Origin of the sequence: Pseudomonas sp. CBZ-4 (assembly GCF_000346755.1) — a bacterium.
Lineage (GTDB): Bacteria > Pseudomonadota > Gammaproteobacteria > Pseudomonadales > Pseudomonadaceae > Aquipseudomonas.
Genome location: NZ_ANNV01000137.1, coordinates 23,986 through 39,749, shown reverse-complemented (window position 1 = coordinate 39,749; position 15,764 = coordinate 23,986). Strand labels below are relative to the sequence as shown.

The window sequence follows — 15,764 nt, the reverse complement described above, 5'->3', positions numbered from 1 at the left end:
ATGTGGGGCTGACACACCGCTATCGCAGGCAAGCCAGCTCCCACATTTCTGGATTGCAGTGTTCTTTAGTTCTTCAGCAAATCGCACAACACGTGCACTTCATCCTCACTAAACAAACCCACCGGATACCGCTCGCTCAACACGCTGCGCAAATCAGGCAGCCTGCTCTTCCGTGAGCCGTTTTCCTTCAACCAGAGCCCCAGTGCTTGGATCGCGTCGCCGTTGACCCGCATCGGGTGAAACGTGCGCGTGTACATCAGGTTGATTTGAGGACTCATTTCAGCGCTCTCTCCTACTGCTTGAGCGGCTAACTTACTCAAGGTTTATGACAGAACTGCTGAGTCATAAACCTCGATCGCTGTCGCAACAGCGATACAAGAGCTATGCCAACCCCCGGTTTTTGTAGGCATTTACCCACAAAAAAGCCCGCGACCTTGCTGGGCCGCGGGCTTGCCATGAGTACCGGAATTGCTCAGTGCCCGGTCACCCTCATGCTGCTGTTACAACTGCACTCACTTTTTCTGCGGGGCCGGCTGTTGTTGGGTCAGGCAATGGATATTGCCGCCGCCCAGTAACAGTTCGCGGCCCGGCACCATCACCACTTCGTGCTGCGGGAACAGATCCTGGAGGATCTTCTTCGCCGGGCCGTCCATCGGGTCATCGAAGCTCGGCGCGATGATGCCGCCGTTGACGATCAGAAAGTTCACGTAGGAACCGGCCAAACGTACGGTCGGATTACGCTCCTGCGAACCGTCCACCGGGTCGACACCGGCGCATTCTTCCTCGGTGGCGTACAGCGGCCCCGGGATCGGCATTTTATGCACGGTGAACGCGCGGCCTTGGGCGTCGGTGCTGCCGTGCAGCACGTCCATGGCGGCGTGGCAGCGCGCGTAGTTCGGGTCTTGCACGTCGTCGGTCCAGGCCAGCAGCACTTCGCCGGGGCGCACGTAGCAGCAGAAGTTATCCACATGGCCGTCGGTTTCGTCGTTGAACAGGCCGTCCGGCAGCCAGATGATCTTATCCACAGCCAGGTTGGCGCTGAGCACCGCCTCGATCGCCGCGCGGTCCAGGTGCGGGTTGCGATTGCGGTTGAGCAGGCACTCTTCGGTGGTGATCAGCGTGCCTTCGCCGTCAACGTGGATCGAGCCGCCTTCCAGCACGAAGCCTTCGGTGCGGTAGCGCGGCGCGCGTTCGATTTCGAGGATCTTGCCACCCACCTGCGAGTCGCGGTTCCACGGCGCGTACAGGCCGCCGTCAAACCCGCCCCAGGCGTTGAAGTCCCAGTTCACGCCGCGCACTTCGCCGCTGTTGTTGATCACGAAGGTCGGCCCGGTGTCGCGCACCCAGGCGTCGTCGCTGGACATTTCCACCACGCGGATATTCGGCACATCCAGGCGCGCACGCGCATTTTCGTACTGGCCGGCAGAGACCGCCACGGTCACCGGTTCGAACCGCGCAATGGCCTTGGCCACCGCCACATGCGCCGCCTGCGCCGGCTTGCCGCCCAGGCGCCAGTTGTCCGGGCGCTCGGGCCAGATCATCCAGGTTTGGGTCTGTGGCGCCCATTCGGCAGGCATATGGAAGCCATCGGCGCGGGGTGTGCTGTGCAGGGTGGTCATGGCGATCAAGACTCCGAATGGGGGTAAAGGCCGACTTTATAACGGATAAAAATCGGCTTTAAAAGCGCTCAAGGATCATAGGCGATAAATATGACATTAAATAGCCGATAAGAATCGATTAACTACAATTGCTCGCCAAGCACCTTCGACAGCATGTCCACGAAGAAATCCACACTGCGCCGGGACGTGACCATCGGCGGCTTGATCTTGAGGATGTTCAGATAATCCCCCGTCGGCTGCATGAAAATGCCCAGCTCGCGCAGGCGATCACACAACAGCGCGGTTTCTTCGGTCGCGGGCTCCAGCGTCTGCCGGTCGCGGACCAACTCCAGGCCCAGATAGAAGCCGGAACCGTGAACCGCGCCGACCAATGGATGCAGGTCAATCAGTTCTGCCAACCGCGCCTTGAAATGCCCGCCAACCACCTGGGCGTTTTCCCACAGTTTTTCTTCGGCCATCACGTCCAGCACCGCCATGCCGATCCGGCAACTGACCGGGCTGCCCCCCGACGACGAGAAAAAATACCCCTCGGCCTCCAGCGCCTCGGCGATGTCGCGCCGGGTAATCACCGCGCCCAGCGGCTGGCCGTTGCCCATGCCCTTGGCCATGGTGATGATGTCCGGCACCACGCCCTGCTCTTCAAAGCCCCAGAAGAAGTGGCCCATGCGTCCGTAACCGACCTGCACCTCGTCGGCGATGCACACGCCGCCCTGTGCGCGCACCAGCCCATACACCTGCTGCAAATAACCCGGCGGGAGCGAGATGCCGCCGGCATTGCCGTACACCGGCTCGCAGATGAAACCCGCCAGCTGGCGTTTGCTCGCGGCGATTTTCGCCAGGTTGTGTTCCACGCTTCGTACATAGTCCGGCGCACTGTCCGGCCCACGGAACTCGCCGCGATAGGTATTCGGCGCGGTCACCGGGTGCACCCAGTCCGGACGGCTGCTCAACGCCTGGGGGTTGTCGGCAATCGAGGTGGACACCGCATCCGCCGCCACCGACCAGCCGTGATACGCCTCCAGCACGCTGAGCATGTCGCGCCCGCCGCTGTAGGCCCAGGCCAGGCGGATCGCCAGGTCATTGGCTTCGGTGCCACTATTGACCAGGAACACCCGGTCCATGCCTTCGGGCGCCAGCGCCAGCAAGCGCTCGGAAAATTCCGCAATCGCCGCGTAGTGGAAACGCGAGTTGGTATTGAGCAGCGACCACTGCCGAGCCGCCACCGCCGCCATGCGCGGGTGACCATGGCCGAGCACCGCGACGTTGTTGAGCATGTCCAGGTAGGAGCGGCCCTGCATATCGATCAAATGGTTGCGCCAGCCGCGTTCGATGCGCGGCGGGTCGACGTAATAGTGTTTTTGCGAGCGCGCGAAGCTGGCGTCGCGCCGGGCCAGCAGGGCCTCGGGGTCCAGCTCGGGTTCGGCGTCGCAGGCCAACCCCAGCAGCGTCGCGGGCGATGGACACAAGGCTTGCCACGCCAACGCCCGCGACGGCGTGCAGAACAGCGGCGGTTCCAGCTCGGCGCGGCACAGTTGCACGGTCAACGGCGCGTGTACTTCACCCAACACTTGGCCCTCGACCAACAGCGCGCCAGCGTTCAATACGGTGTTCACGCCCCACAAACGCAGGCTCAATTCGACGCCCTGCACGCTGACCAGGCCGTCCGCGCCGTGCTGCAACGTCCCGGCGAAGGGCACTTCCAACAGCGTGCCGTGGGGCAAATGCAACTCGACATGCAGCGGGAACGTCGCCGGTTCAACGGCACTGTCCGGGCAGGTCTGCGACAGCCGGTACTGGCCATAACGGCTGGCCGCCAGCCCATGCACCGCCGCCGCTTCATCCAGCAAGCGGCGATCAATCCCCGCGTGCTCCCAGTTGCCCGCCTCGAAATGCGGGCTGAGCACGCCCAGATCGATCAAGGCAAATTCGCGCCCCACCAACCCCGGCAACAACGGCGCGAAATCCTCGCTGGCCACCGCCGGCAGGTCTTCACCGACGCTGCGCAGAATCGCCGCCTCCATCAACTCGAACGGCACCGACGTGGCCACGTGGAAGATTTCCCACTCGTGCTCGGCGTTTTTCAGCAGGTACGTGTTATCTGGGTCCAGACGCTGCTGTTGCTCGCTGCTCAACACCAGCACCGCCGCCCGCGCGACGATCAGCGGCCACAGCGCCTCTAGCTCGGCACGCTGCAACGGCGTCACTGCGTGGCACGCCTGGATCGCCGGCAAGATCGCAAAGGGATCGCCCTCGGCGTGATGCAGCAACGCGGCGCAGGTCACCGACAGGTCGGCAATGCGCCAGGTGTGCACCAGGTCGCCGAAATCAATCACGCCCTCGACCTGCCACTGCCGCGCGGCATCACGCTGCCACACGACGTTGTCATCGGTGATGTCCATGTGCACGGCTTGCCACGGCAATTGCTCCGCCAGCGGCCGGATGCGCGCTTCAACCTGCGCGGCGACCTGTTCCAACTCGGCGCGATGCGGCAGCTCTGGCAAGGTCGCCAGCAAATGCGCGATCAGTTCACGCCCGTGGCGCGGGTCCCACTGCAACGTGCGCTCCAGACCCGGATGGGTGAAATCCGCGAGGGCCAGGCTCATGCGCCCACACAGTTCACCAAAGCCTGCGATCACCTCGCGCCCCAGGTGCGGCAGATGGGTCAGCGGCTGGCCGTCGATGTAGTCGAGCACGCGCAGGTGCAGGGTTTGCCCGTCGAGGGTGACGGTCAGCAGCTCTTCGCCGTTCAGCGCCTTGATCACCTCCGGCACGCGCACGCCTTGCAGGCTATTGAGCGCGGCGTGCTGGGCCTGCAACTCCACGGCGGCGTAGTCGCCCCGGCAGATTTTCAGAACAAAGCGGCCGCGAGGGCTGTCCACCCTGTAATTGAGGTCTTGCTGGCTGCCCAATGATTGCAAGGTGCCAGCCAGGCCATAATGCTGCCCCAACAATTGCGCTGCCTGCCCGGGGCCCACTTGCGGGCAGGGTAGACTGGCGCGGTGAATCAACGTGGCAAGCAGCATGGCGGGGCAACCTCGGTATTTTTATCAGGCGCTTAGTTCGCCATTGTTCAGGGGGCTTGTGCAACCCCCCGACACATCCTGCCCTACCGCGCGCGGCAACACAGGCTATGCTCCATTCGCTAAATGTCCGTCAAAAGGAAAAGGGCCCCGACATGCGCATTCTCATTACCGGTGGCGCCGGTTTTATCGGTTCTGCTCTGGTACGTCACCTGATCCAGCACACCGAGCATGAAGTGCTCAACCTCGACAAACTCACCTACGCCGGCAACCTGGAATCGCTGACTTCCATCGCGTCCAACAGCCGCTACGAGTTCGTCCAGGCCGACATCATCGACCAGGCCACCGTCAGCGCCGTGCTCGCGCGCTTCGAACCGCAGGCGATCATGCACCTGGCGGCCGAGTCCCACGTGGACCGCTCCATCGACGGCCCGTCGGATTTTATCCAGACCAATATCGTCGGCACCTACAGCCTGCTGGAAGCCGCCCGGGGGTATTGGCAGACCCTCGATCCGTCGGCGAAAAACACATTCCGCTTCCACCACATCTCCACCGACGAGGTGTACGGCGACCTGCACGGCGTGGACGACCTGTTCACCGAAACCACGCCCTATGCCCCCAGCTCGCCCTACTCCGCGAGCAAGGCGGCGTCCGACCACCTGGTGCGCGCCTGGCAGCGCACCTACGGCCTGCCGGTGCTGCTGACCAACTGTTCCAACAACTACGGGCCGTTCCATTTCCCGGAAAAACTCATCCCGCTGGTGATTCTCAACGCCCTCGCGGGCAAGCCCTTGCCGGTCTATGGTGATGGTTTGCAGGTGCGCGACTGGCTATTTGTCGAAGACCACGCGCGGGCGCTGCTCAAGGTGGTGACGCAAGGCGTGGTGGGCGAGACCTACAACATCGGCGGGCACAACGAGCAAAAGAATATCGACGTGGTGCGCAGTATCTGCGCGCTGCTGGAAGAACTGGCGCCGCAGCATCCACCCGGCGTGACGAGTTACAGCGACCTGATCACCTTCGTCAAAGACCGCCCCGGCCACGATCAGCGCTACGCCATCGATGCCAGCAAGATCCAGCGCCAACTGGGCTGGGTGCCAGCGGAAACCTTTGCAACCGGTCTACGCAAAACCGTGCAGTGGTACCTGGATAACATGGACTGGTGCCGCAGGGTCCAGGACGGCAGTTATCAGGGTCAACGATTGGGCAACACCGACATGAGGGATCTGATCGCATGATGAAAGGAATCGTACTGGCCGGTGGCTCCGGCACGCGTCTGCACCCCATCACCCTGGGCGTGTCCAAACAGCTGTTGCCGGTGTATGACAAGCCGATGATCTACTACCCGATCTCGGTGCTGATGCTGGCCGGCATCAAGGAGATCCTGGTGATTTCCACCCCGGCCGACCTGCCGCAATACCGCAACCTGCTGGGCGACGGCAGCCAGTTCGGCGTCACGTTCAGCTACGCCGAGCAACCGACGCCGGACGGCCTGGCGCAAGCCTTCCTGATTGGCGAGCAGTTCATTGGCAGCGACCCGGTGTGCCTGATCCTCGGCGACAACATTTTCCACGGGCAAAGCTTCAGCGCGCAGTTGCACGCCGCCGTCAACCGCGGCAAAGGCGCCACGGTGTTCGGCTACTGGGTCAAAGACCCGGAGCGTTTCGGCGTGATCGACTTCGACAGCGAAGGCCGCGCCCTGTCCATCGAGGAAAAACCGGCGGTGCCCAAGTCCAGCTATGCGGTGACCGGCCTGTATTTCTACGACAACGACGTGATCGAGATCGCCAAGGCGGTCAAGCCCTCAGCCCGGGGCGAACTGGAAATCACCGACGTCAACAACGCCTACCTGCGTCGCGGCGACTTGCAGGTGGAACGCTTTGGCCGTGGCTTCGCCTGGCTCGACACCGGCACCCACGACAGCCTGCTGGACGCCTCGCAGTACGTGCAGACCATCGAGCGCCGCCAGGGCCTGAAGGTCGCGTGCCTCGAAGAAATCGCCTACGCCAGCGGCTGGATCGACCGCGAACATCTGCTCGAACGCGCCAAGTATTTCGGAAAGACCAGCTATGGCCAGTACCTTTACTCGCTGGCGGGAGACAACCAGTGAACGTGATTGAAACCGCACTGCCCGGCGTGCTGATTCTTGAGCCCAAGGTATTCGGTGACGAACGCGGTTTTTTCTACGAAAGCTTCAACGCCCGGGCCTTTGCCGAGGCCACCGGGCTGCAGCGCGACTTTGTGCAGGACAACCATTCACGCTCGCAAAAAGGCGTGTTGCGCGGCCTGCACTATCAACTCGAACACACCCAGGGAAAATTGGTGCGCGTCACCGCCGGCGAGGTGCTGGACGTGGCCGTGGACATCCGCCGCAGCTCGCCGAACTTCGGCCAGTGGGTGAGTGTGCGGCTGTCGGCGCAGAACCACCGCCAACTGTGGGTGCCGGAAGGCTTTGCCCATGGGTTTGTGGTGCTCAGCGATTTCGCCGAGTTCCTGTACAAGACCACCGACTATTACCAGCCAAGTGCCGAGCGCAGCATCCTGTGGAATGACCCGACGCTGGCCATCGACTGGCAGCTGAGCGAGGCGCCGCAGCTGTCGGCCAAGGACCAGGCGGGCAAATTGCTGATGGAAGCCGACCTGTTCCCATGAAGATCCTGATCACCGGCCAACACGGCCAAGTCTCCCAGGCACTGCAACAGCGACTCCAGGGTTTGGGCGAGCTCATCGTGCTCGGCCGCGACCAGCTTGACCTGGCCAACCCCGAGCACATCCGCCAGCAAGTCCGCGCTCACCGCCCCGACCTGATCATCAACGCCGCCGCCCACACCGCCGTGGACCTGGCCGAAAGCGAGCCGCACGCCGCGTTCGCGATCAATGCCATCGCCCCCGGCATCCTCGCCGAAGAAGCCAAGGTCCTGGGCGTGCCGTTGATCCACTACTCCACCGACTATGTGTTCGATGGCCGCAAATCGGCGCCCTACACCGAAAGCGACACGCCGAACCCGCTCAGCGTCTACGGCCAAAGCAAGCTGGCCGGCGAGCAGGCGATTGCGGCGGTGGGCGGCGAATACCTGATCCTGCGCACCAGCTGGGTGTATTCCAACCACGGCAAGAACTTCCTGCAGACCATGCAGCGCCTGCTGCAAGAGAAGCCGCAGATGCGCATCGTCGCCGACCAGATCGGCGCACCGACCTGGGCCGGCAGCATCGCCAATAGCACCCACGCCCTGATCGAACGCTGGCAGGCCGGCGCAGCGGGCGAATGGGGCGTCTATCACCTGACCGCCGGGGGCGAAACCTCATGGTTCGGCTTCGCACAGGCGATTGGCGAACATTTGCGCGCCGAGGGCAAGGCCTGCGCCGAACTGGAGGCGATCCCCTCCAGCGCCTACCCCACGCCCGCCCAACGCCCGCTGAACTCGCGCCTCGATTGCAGTCGCCTGCAACAGCAGTGGCACGTCAGCCAGCCGCACTGGCAGGACGCATTGCGCGAGTGTCTTGCCGCGCAGCACTAGGCATAATGCGCCTGTACCCCCAGGCGCCCGACTCCCATGACTCCAACCCTCCCGCGAAGACCCCGCTGGCGCAGCCTCGCCCTGTTGGCGTTGTGCCTGGCGCCGCTGCTATGGCCGCTGGAGCACCTGGCCGAGCGTTATTACCGCAACGAACTGGCCGGGCAGAACCGCCAGACCCTCGACCTGTACGTCGCCAACCTGCTCGGCACCCTGCACCGCTTTGAGGTTTTACCGCAGATCCTCGGCGACTTGCCGGCCCTGCGCACGGCGCTGGACGCGCCCCAGGTCAGCACCAACCTGACCAACGCCAACCAGTTGCTCAAAGACGTCGCCGCCCAGGCCGGGGTGGAGGTGATGTACCTGATGGACACCCACGGCAAGACCCTGGCCGCATCGAACTGGGATAAACAGGACAGTTTCGTCGGGCGCAATTTTTCCTTCCGGCCGTATTTCAGCGAAGCCATGGCCGGGCGCCTGGGACGGTTTTTCGGCCTGGGTACCACCTCGGCCAAGCGCGGCTACTTCTTCGCCGCCGCCGTGCGCGATGGCGACACCATCATCGGCGTGCTGGTGGTCAAGGTCGATCTGGACCACACCGAAAGCTTGTGGGGCAATACCCCGGAACAACTGCTGGTGACCGACCACAACGGCGTGGTGATCCTCACTTCACGCCCGCAATGGCGCTTCCGTGCGACCCGCCCGCTGACCGCCGAAGAGCGCCAGGCGATCATCGCCATCCAACCCTACCCGACCCGCGACCCGCAGCCGCTGACCCTCAGCTCCACGGCGTGGCTGCGCCAATCCACGGCGATTGCCGAGACCGGCTGGAACGTGGAAATCCTCGCGCCGCAATCCTTGATCAACCGCCCGGTGCGCACCGTGGTCGCCGTCGGCGGCGCGACGTTGCTGGTGCTGATGCTCTTGCTCGGTTTGCTGATGCAGCGCCGCCGCCACTACCTGGAGCGCATCGCCTTCGAAGCCAAGGCACGCCGCGAGCTGGAAGCGCGGGTGATCGAGCGCACCAGCGACCTTGAAGGCCTGAACCGGCGCCTGAAACAGGAAGTGCTGGAACGCGAACAGGCGCAACAAGAGTTGGTGCGCGCCCAGGATGATCTGGTACAGGCGGGCAAACTGTCGGCGCTGGGCACCATGTCGGCGAGTATCAGCCACGAGCTCAACCAGCCGTTGGCGGCCATCCGCAGCTACGCGGAAAACGCCGAGATCCTCCTCGACCACCAGCGCACCGACGATGCGCGCGGCAACCTCAAGCTGATCAGCGAACTGACCGGGCGCATGGCCTCGATCATCGCCCACCTGCGCGCCTTTGCCCGCCGCGACCGGCATGCGCCGGAAAGCGTCGGCCTGCAACCGGCGCTGGACGATGCCCTGGCCTTGCTGGCCAAGCGGCGGCGCTCGATGGAAGTCGAGCTGATCCGCGACCTGCCCGAGGCGACATTGTGGGTGCAGGCCGGCGAAACCCGTCTGCGCCAGGTGCTCGGCAACCTGCTGGCCAACGCCCTCGACGCCCTCACCGAAAAAGGCCCGCCGCGCAAACTCTGGCTGAGTGCCGAAACCACCGAACAGGGCGTCAACCTGTACATTCGCGACAACGGCCCGGGCTTTTGCATGGAAGCCCTGGGCCGCGCCAGCGAGCCGTTCTACACCACCAAGACGCGTACCCAGGGCCTTGGCCTCGGCCTGGCGATCTGCGACACCTTGATGCGTGCCTTTGGCGGCGAACTGCTGTTCGCCAACCACAAGGAAGGCGGCGCGCTGTTAACCCTGAAATTGCGTGCCGGCTCGCCGGGCGTCAGTCTGCAACCGTCCGAGGACCGCAGCGTATGAGTATCGACAACGGGATTCAGGTGGTGTTGATCGACGACGATCCACACCTGCGTCAGGCCCTGTGCCAGACCCTGGACCTGGCCGGGCTGAAAGTCCTGCCCCTGGGCGAAGCCAGCGGCCTCACCGCGCGCCTGTCGCGGGATTGGCCCGGGGTGGTGGTCAGCGACATCCGCATGCCCGGCATGGACGGCCTGGAGTTGCTCGCCGAACTGCACGGCCAGGACCCGGACCTGCCGGTGCTACTGATCACCGGCCATGGCGACGTGCCGTTGGCAGTGCAGGCCATGCGCGCAGGCGCCTATGATTTCCTGGAAAAACCTTTCGCCAGCGACGCCCTGCTCGACAGCGTGCGCCGCGCCCTGGCCCTGCGCCGCCTGGTGCTGGACAACCGCAGCCTGCGCCTGGCCCTCAGCGACCGCCAGCAACTGAGCACGCGCCTGGTGGGCCACTCGCCGCAAATGCTGCGCCTGCGCGAGCAGATTGGCGCCCTGGCGGCGACCAAGGCCGATGTGCTGATCCTCGGCGAGACCGGCGCCGGCAAAGAAGTGGTCGCGCGGGCGTTGCACGATCTGTCCAGCCGGCGCAGCGGGCCGTTCGTGGCGATCAACGCCGGCGCCCTCGCCGAGTCGGTGGTGGAAAGCGAACTGTTCGGCCACGAGCCCGGCGCGTTTACCGGCGCGCAGAAACGTCGCATCGGCAAGTTCGAATTCGCCAACGGCGGCACGCTGTTCCTCGATGAAATCGAAAGCATGAGCCTGGATGTACAGGTCAAGTTGCTGCGCCTGCTGCAAGAACGCGTGGTGGAACGCCTGGGCGGCAACCAGCTGATCCCGTTGGATATCCGCATCATCGCCGCCACCAAGGAAGATTTGCGCCAGTCGGCCGACCAGGGCCGCTTCCGCGCTGACTTGTATTACCGCCTCAACGTCGCCTCGCTGCGCATCCCGCCCCTGCGCGAGCGCGGTGAAGATGCGCTGATGCTGTTCCAGCACTTTGCCGATGAAGCCAGCAGCCGCCACGGCCTGACCCTGCACGAACTGCAACCGGGCCAGCGCGCGCTGCTGCTGCGCCACAGCTGGCCGGGCAATGTGCGTGAGTTGCAGAACGCCGCCGAACGCTTCGCCCTCGGGCTGGAGCTGGCGCTGGACGCCACGCCGGACAATCCCCATGCCCACGTGCTGACGTCCACGTCGGGCGGCTTGAGCGAACAGGTCGAGCAGTTCGAAAAAAGCCTGATCGCCGCCGAACTGACCCGCCCCCACGGCTCCATGCGCAGCCTCGCCGAAGCCTTGGGCGTACCGCGCAAAACCTTGCACGACAAGCTGCGCAAGCACGGCCTGAACTTTGCCAACCAAAGTGGTGACGACGAATGACCCACGCCAGCGATGACCTGGAATCGGTGCTGCACCACGACATCCCCCTGACCCGGGAGATGGGCCTCAAGGTCCGCGACTGGCAACACGGGCGGCTGGAACTGCACCTGCCGTTGCAGGCCAATATCAACCACAAGAGCACCATGTTTGGCGGCAGTCTTTATTGCGGCGCGGTGCTGGCGGGTTGGGGCTGGCTGCATTTGCAGTTGCGTGAGGAAGGGATTGAGGACGGGCATATCGTGATTCAGGAGGGGCAGATCAGTTATCCGCTGCCCGTCACGCGGGATGCGACAGTGGTGTGCCAGGCGCCGGAAGATAAGGTGTGGAAGCGGTTTGTGGCGACCTATAAGCGTTATGGCCGCGCAAGGTTGACGTTGGAGACGTGGATTGTGAATGAAGGTAGTGAGGACCGCGCAGTGACCTTCACCGGCCAGTACGTCCTGCACCGCTGAAAGCCTTCACACAAAACCACCTGTGGGAACGGGCTTTTGTGGGAGCTGGCTTGCCTGCGATGGCATCACTGCGGTTTAACTGACAGACCGAGGCGCCTGCATCGCAGGCAAGCCAGCTCCCACATTGATTTATGCAAGCCTCAGGAGCGTGCCAAAGCCAGTAAACGCTCGCGCCATGCCGCTTTCGCCGGCAACGCGAGGAAGAACGGATTCAACAACGATTCCCGCGCCGGATAACTGAACGGCACACCGCTCAACTCCAGCACTTCGCCGCCCGCACCTTCCAGCACACCCTGGGCCGCGGCGGTATCCCACTGCGACGTCGGCGCCAGGCGCGGATAACAATCCGCACTGCCCTCCGCCAACAGGCAGAACTTCAACGAACTGCCGATATTCGCCAGTTTCAGTTCACCCAAGCCTTCGCTCAAACCCGCCAGCAAACGCTCCTGCTCCGGGCTGCTGTGGCGCCGGCTGGCAACCACGGTGAACGCTTCTCCCGCCGCCGGGGCCGTGCGCACCTGGATCTGCCGGGGCGCTTCGTTCACGTCCGAACGCCACGCCCCCAGGCCCGCACCGCCGAAGTAGCAACGCCCGCTGGTGGGCATCGAGACCACGCCAAACACCACGCGGCCCTGTTCGATCAAGGCGATATTGACGGTAAATTCTTCGCTGCCGGCGATAAATTCCTTGGTGCCATCCAGCGGATCAACCAGCCACCAGCGCTGCCAACTGGCTCGGATGCTCTGGTCGATATCGGCATCTTCTTCGGACAGCACCGGGATGCTCGGGTCAAGCGCGGTGAGGCCGGCGAGGATCAGGTGGTGCGCCGCCAGGTCGGCCGCCGTCACCGGCGAGTCATCGGCCTTGGCAGTCACGGCCACATCGGCGCGCCAGTACGGCAGGATCACTTCGCCGGCTTGACGCGCCAGTTCGATCACCGGGGCGATAAACGGGTGGCCTAAAAACAATTCGCTCATGCGTCAAACGCTCCACGCTGAGTCAACAGGTCTCGTACCAGATACAACGCAGCCAGGGCCCGGCCCTCGCTGAATTGCTCGTTTTGCGCCAGCTGCGACAGCTCGCGCAGGTTGACCTTGTCCACGCGCATCGGCTCAGGCTCATCGCCTTCCAGGCGTTCTTCGTAGAGATCGGTGGCCAGCACCACCTGGATTTTCTGGCTCATGTACCCCGGCGACAACGACAGCTCGGTAATCAGTTCCAGCTGGCGTGCACCGTAGCCCGCTTCTTCCTTGAGCTCCCGCTCGGCCGCCGCCAGGACGTCTTCGCCGGGTTCGATCAGGCCCTTGGGCAGGGACAGCTCATATTCGTCGGTGCCGCCGCAGTACTCTTCCACCAGCACCGCATGCTCGTCATCGAGCATCGCCACGATCATCACTGCGCCGTAGCCGGCACCGCGGCCCACCAGGCGTTCGTAGGTCCGTTCAACGCCATTGGAGAAGCGCAATTGCACTTCCTCCACGCGGAACAAACGGCTACTGGCGACTATTTCGCGGGCGAGGACGGTGGGTTTCTGGCGCATAAGCGGCTCCTTGGCGTGATCGGGTTACTATACCGTGGCTTTTCCGATTGTTTGTGTCGGATATTTCTACTTACATGAGACCGCCCCATGCCCTCTTTGCCCTGGCACGCCATCGACACCGTCCTGCTGGACATGGACGGCACCTTGCTCGACCTGCACTACGACAACCATTTCTGGATGGAACACCTGCCGCAACGCTACGCCGAGCTGCACGGGGTAAGCCGGGCCATGGCCGAGATGGAACTGCAGCCACTGTTCGAGCGTAACGCCGGACAGTTGCAATGGTATTGCCTGGATTTCTGGAGTGCCGAGCTCAAGCTGCCGGTGCGCGAACTCAAGCTGGAAACCGCCCACCTCATCGCCCTGCGCCCGGATGCCGACACCTTCCTGGCGGCGATCAAACAGGCCGGCAAGCGCGTGATCATGATCACCAACGCGCACCGCGATTCGCTGTCATTGAAGTTGGAACGCATTGAACTGGCGCCGTATTTCGAGCGTTTGATCAGCTCCCACGACTACGGTTTCGCCAAGGAAAACCCGCAGTTCTGGGATGCCCTGCAAGCCGATATCGGCTTTGACCCGGCGCGCAGTTTGTTTATCGATGACACCTTGCCGATCTTGCGCAGTGCGCGGGCGTTTGGGGTGGGGCATTTGTTGGCGGTGAAAGAGCCGGATAGCAAGAAGGGGCCAAAGGACACTGGGGAGTTTGCCGCAGTCGAAGACTACCGCGATCTCATTGGCGGACTCTGACCCCATTGTTGGAGTTGCTCTATGTGGGAGCCGGGCTTGCCCGCGATGCAGGCGCCGCGGTGTATCAGTGACACCAAGGTGATGCAATCGCGGGCAAGCCCGGCTCCCACACAAGCTGTGCTGTGCGTTACTCAGGAATGCGCAGCGTCTGCCCTGGGTAAATTTTGTCCGGGTGCGACAACATCGGCTTGTTCGCCTCGAAGATCTTGTTGTACTGGTTGGCGTTGCCGTACACCGCCAGGGAAATAGCGCTCAGCGTGTCGCCCTTCTTCACCACGACAAAACGCGCGGCCGCAACCACCGGGCCAGACACCGTAATCTGGTCCTCAACACTGGCCACCCCGGCAATATTGCCTGCCGCCAGAATGATCTTTTCTTTCTCTTCCTGGCTGGCGACTTCACCGGTGATCGTCACCTTGTCACCGTCAACGGTGGCATGCACGTTCGGGTTGCCCAGCCCCACATCTTCGATATGCTTTTTCAGATTCTCACCGGCGTTGGCATTGCCCGGTGTCAACAGGTCGATCAACTTCGCGCCGGCTTCCTTAACAAAGCTAAAAAGACTCATGGTTCGCTCTCCTTTGGGTTTAAGTTCCAGATGCCAAAGACTAGACCAGTCCTACAGAACCTGGTTCCAGCCCGACCAATGACCAGACGACTCCTACACGCGCTAGAATCCCCCCGCCATTGCAATAAGCCCTGGAGCGAAGATGGACATCAAACAGCTGAAATTCCTCATCGCCCTCGACGAAACCCGTCACTTCGGCCAAGCCGCGGCACGTTGCCACATTACCCAGCCGACCCTGTCGATGCGCTTGCGCAGCCTCGAAGAAGAACTGGACCTGCCACTGGTCAATCGCGGCCAGCGCTTCGAAGGCTTTACCGCCCCCGGTGAACGCGTGCTGGCCTGGGCGCGCACCGTGCTGGCTGCCTATGACGGCTTGCAGGCCGAAGCCGCCGCCTGTCGCGGCAACCTGGTCGGCACGTTGCGCCTGGGTGTGGTGCCGCTGTCGAGCTTCGATCCGCTGGCGCTGATGCAACAACTGCACAAAGAGCACCCCAGCCTGCGCTTTGAGCTGTCAGCACTCAGCTCCGAGCAAATCCTTGAACAACTGGCGAGCAATCGCCTGGACCTCGGCGTGTCCTACCTGGAGCGCCTGGACAACGAACGCTTCGACTCCCTGGCCTTGGGCGAGACCCGCATGGGCCTGCTCTACGACCAGCGCTTCTTCAGCTTTGGCGACAAACCCCTGAGCTGGGAGGCGCTGACGGAGTTGCCCCTGGGCATGCTCACCAGCGGCATGCACTTTCGCCAGTCCATCGACCACAACTTCCACAGCCGTGGGCTCAACCCGCAACCGCTGCTGCAAACCGATGCCGTCCATCAGTTGTTACAAGCTGTGCACGGCGGCCTGTGTTGTGCGGTGATGCCACTGGACGGCGGCCTGGACGCGCTGACCGAGCATCTGCGCCTGCAACCGATCGAAGACGCCCACACCTTGGCGCGCCTCGGGTTGATCATGCGCCGCAGCGCGCCGCGCTCGGCACTGGCCGAGGCGTGTTTCGCGCTGTTTCAGAAATCGCAAAACCCGTCTTGATCGACGTCATCTATCGGTAGATCAGTACTGGCAATTAGACGCGACGCTT

At 63.3% G+C, this 15,764-nt stretch carries 15 protein-coding genes; 9 read left to right on the top strand and 6 right to left on the bottom strand.

Going from position 1 to position 15,764, the window contains the following annotated elements; genetic code table 11:
• Positions 1 to 65 precede the first annotated feature (65 nt).
• From B348_RS0118610 to B348_RS0118600, 3 genes are all read right to left on the bottom strand, one after another.
• Positions 66 to 278, bottom strand: a complete 213-nt coding sequence (locus B348_RS0118610) for a hypothetical protein (protein WP_017737582.1) — start codon at positions 276 to 278, stop codon at positions 66 to 68.
• Positions 279 to 512: 234 nt separating this feature from the next.
• Positions 513 to 1,619 (bottom strand): agmatine deiminase, encoded by a 1,107-nt coding sequence (gene aguA / locus B348_RS0118605; RefSeq protein ID WP_017737581.1) that lies wholly within the window; start codon positions 1,617 to 1,619, stop codon positions 513 to 515.
• Between the two features lie 122 nt (positions 1,620 to 1,741).
• Complete coding sequence (locus B348_RS0118600; protein WP_026136885.1) at positions 1,742 to 4,642, bottom strand: aminotransferase; 2,901 nt, start codon at positions 4,640 to 4,642, stop codon at positions 1,742 to 1,744.
• Positions 4,643 to 4,794: 152 nt separating this feature from the next.
• On the opposite strand from B348_RS0118600, the gene rfbB reads away from it, so the two are divergent.
• Genes rfbB through B348_RS0118565 form a run of 7 tightly spaced genes read left to right on the top strand, consistent with a single transcriptional unit; the run spans position 4,795 to position 11,827 of the window.
• Complete coding sequence (gene rfbB / locus B348_RS0118595; protein ID WP_017737579.1) at positions 4,795 to 5,877, top strand: dTDP-glucose 4,6-dehydratase; 1,083 nt, start codon at positions 4,795 to 4,797, stop codon at positions 5,875 to 5,877.
• Positions 5,874 to 6,749 (top strand): glucose-1-phosphate thymidylyltransferase RfbA, encoded by an 876-nt coding sequence (rfbA, locus tag B348_RS0118590; RefSeq protein WP_017737578.1) that lies wholly within the window; start codon positions 5,874 to 5,876, stop codon positions 6,747 to 6,749. The genes rfbB and rfbA overlap by 4 nt, the downstream gene beginning before the upstream one ends.
• Entirely contained in the window at positions 6,746 to 7,291 is a 546-nt protein-coding gene (rfbC, locus tag B348_RS0118585) for a dTDP-4-dehydrorhamnose 3,5-epimerase (RefSeq protein WP_017737577.1), read from the top strand. Before rfbA ends, rfbC begins: the two co-directional genes overlap by 4 nt.
• Positions 7,288 to 8,157 carry a dTDP-4-dehydrorhamnose reductase gene (gene rfbD / locus B348_RS0118580; protein ID WP_017737576.1) on the top strand — a complete coding sequence of 290 codons (870 nt, stop codon included), beginning with the start codon at positions 7,288 to 7,290 and terminating at the stop codon, positions 8,155 to 8,157. The genes rfbC and rfbD overlap by 4 nt, the downstream gene beginning before the upstream one ends.
• A gap of 36 nt (positions 8,158 to 8,193) precedes the next feature.
• Positions 8,194 to 10,002: an ATP-binding protein gene (locus B348_RS0118575; RefSeq protein ID WP_026136884.1), complete on the top strand. Its 1,809-nt coding sequence runs from the start codon at positions 8,194 to 8,196 to the stop codon at positions 10,000 to 10,002.
• On the top strand, positions 9,999 to 11,375 hold the full coding sequence (locus B348_RS0118570) for a sigma-54 dependent transcriptional regulator (protein ID WP_017737574.1): 1,377 nt from the start codon (positions 9,999 to 10,001) through the stop codon (positions 11,373 to 11,375). Before B348_RS0118575 ends, B348_RS0118570 begins: the two co-directional genes overlap by 4 nt.
• On the top strand, positions 11,372 to 11,827 hold the full coding sequence (locus B348_RS0118565; RefSeq protein WP_017737573.1) for a YiiD C-terminal domain-containing protein: 456 nt from the start codon (positions 11,372 to 11,374) through the stop codon (positions 11,825 to 11,827). The genes B348_RS0118570 and B348_RS0118565 overlap by 4 nt, the downstream gene beginning before the upstream one ends.
• A 140-nt stretch (positions 11,828 to 11,967) precedes the next feature.
• Here B348_RS0118565 and cysQ read toward each other — a convergent pair whose 3' ends face one another.
• Both cysQ and nudE read right to left on the bottom strand, forming a co-directional pair.
• Complete coding sequence (gene cysQ, locus B348_RS0118560) at positions 11,968 to 12,804, bottom strand: 3'(2'),5'-bisphosphate nucleotidase CysQ (RefSeq protein WP_017737572.1); 837 nt, start codon at positions 12,802 to 12,804, stop codon at positions 11,968 to 11,970.
• Positions 12,801 to 13,367, bottom strand: coding sequence for an ADP compounds hydrolase NudE (gene nudE, locus B348_RS0118555; RefSeq protein ID WP_017737571.1), 567 nt, complete (start codon positions 13,365 to 13,367; stop codon positions 12,801 to 12,803). The genes cysQ and nudE overlap by 4 nt, the downstream gene beginning before the upstream one ends.
• A gap of 87 nt (positions 13,368 to 13,454) precedes the next feature.
• Here nudE and yrfG point away from each other — a divergent pair, with 87 nt between their 5' ends.
• Positions 13,455 to 14,117 (top strand): GMP/IMP nucleotidase, encoded by a 663-nt coding sequence (gene yrfG, locus B348_RS0118550; protein WP_017737570.1) that lies wholly within the window; start codon positions 13,455 to 13,457, stop codon positions 14,115 to 14,117.
• Positions 14,118 to 14,244: 127 nt separating this feature from the next.
• Here yrfG and lysM read toward each other — a convergent pair whose 3' ends face one another.
• Positions 14,245 to 14,685, bottom strand: a complete 441-nt coding sequence (gene lysM / locus B348_RS0118545; protein WP_017737569.1) for a peptidoglycan-binding protein LysM — start codon at positions 14,683 to 14,685, stop codon at positions 14,245 to 14,247.
• 142 nt (positions 14,686 to 14,827) lie between these two features.
• Between lysM and B348_RS0118540 the strand changes: the two genes are divergently transcribed.
• A complete protein-coding gene (locus tag B348_RS0118540) occupies positions 14,828 to 15,715 on the top strand; it encodes a LysR family transcriptional regulator (RefSeq protein WP_017737568.1) in 888 nt (295 codons plus the stop codon).
• The last annotated feature ends 49 nt before the right edge of the window (positions 15,716 to 15,764 follow it).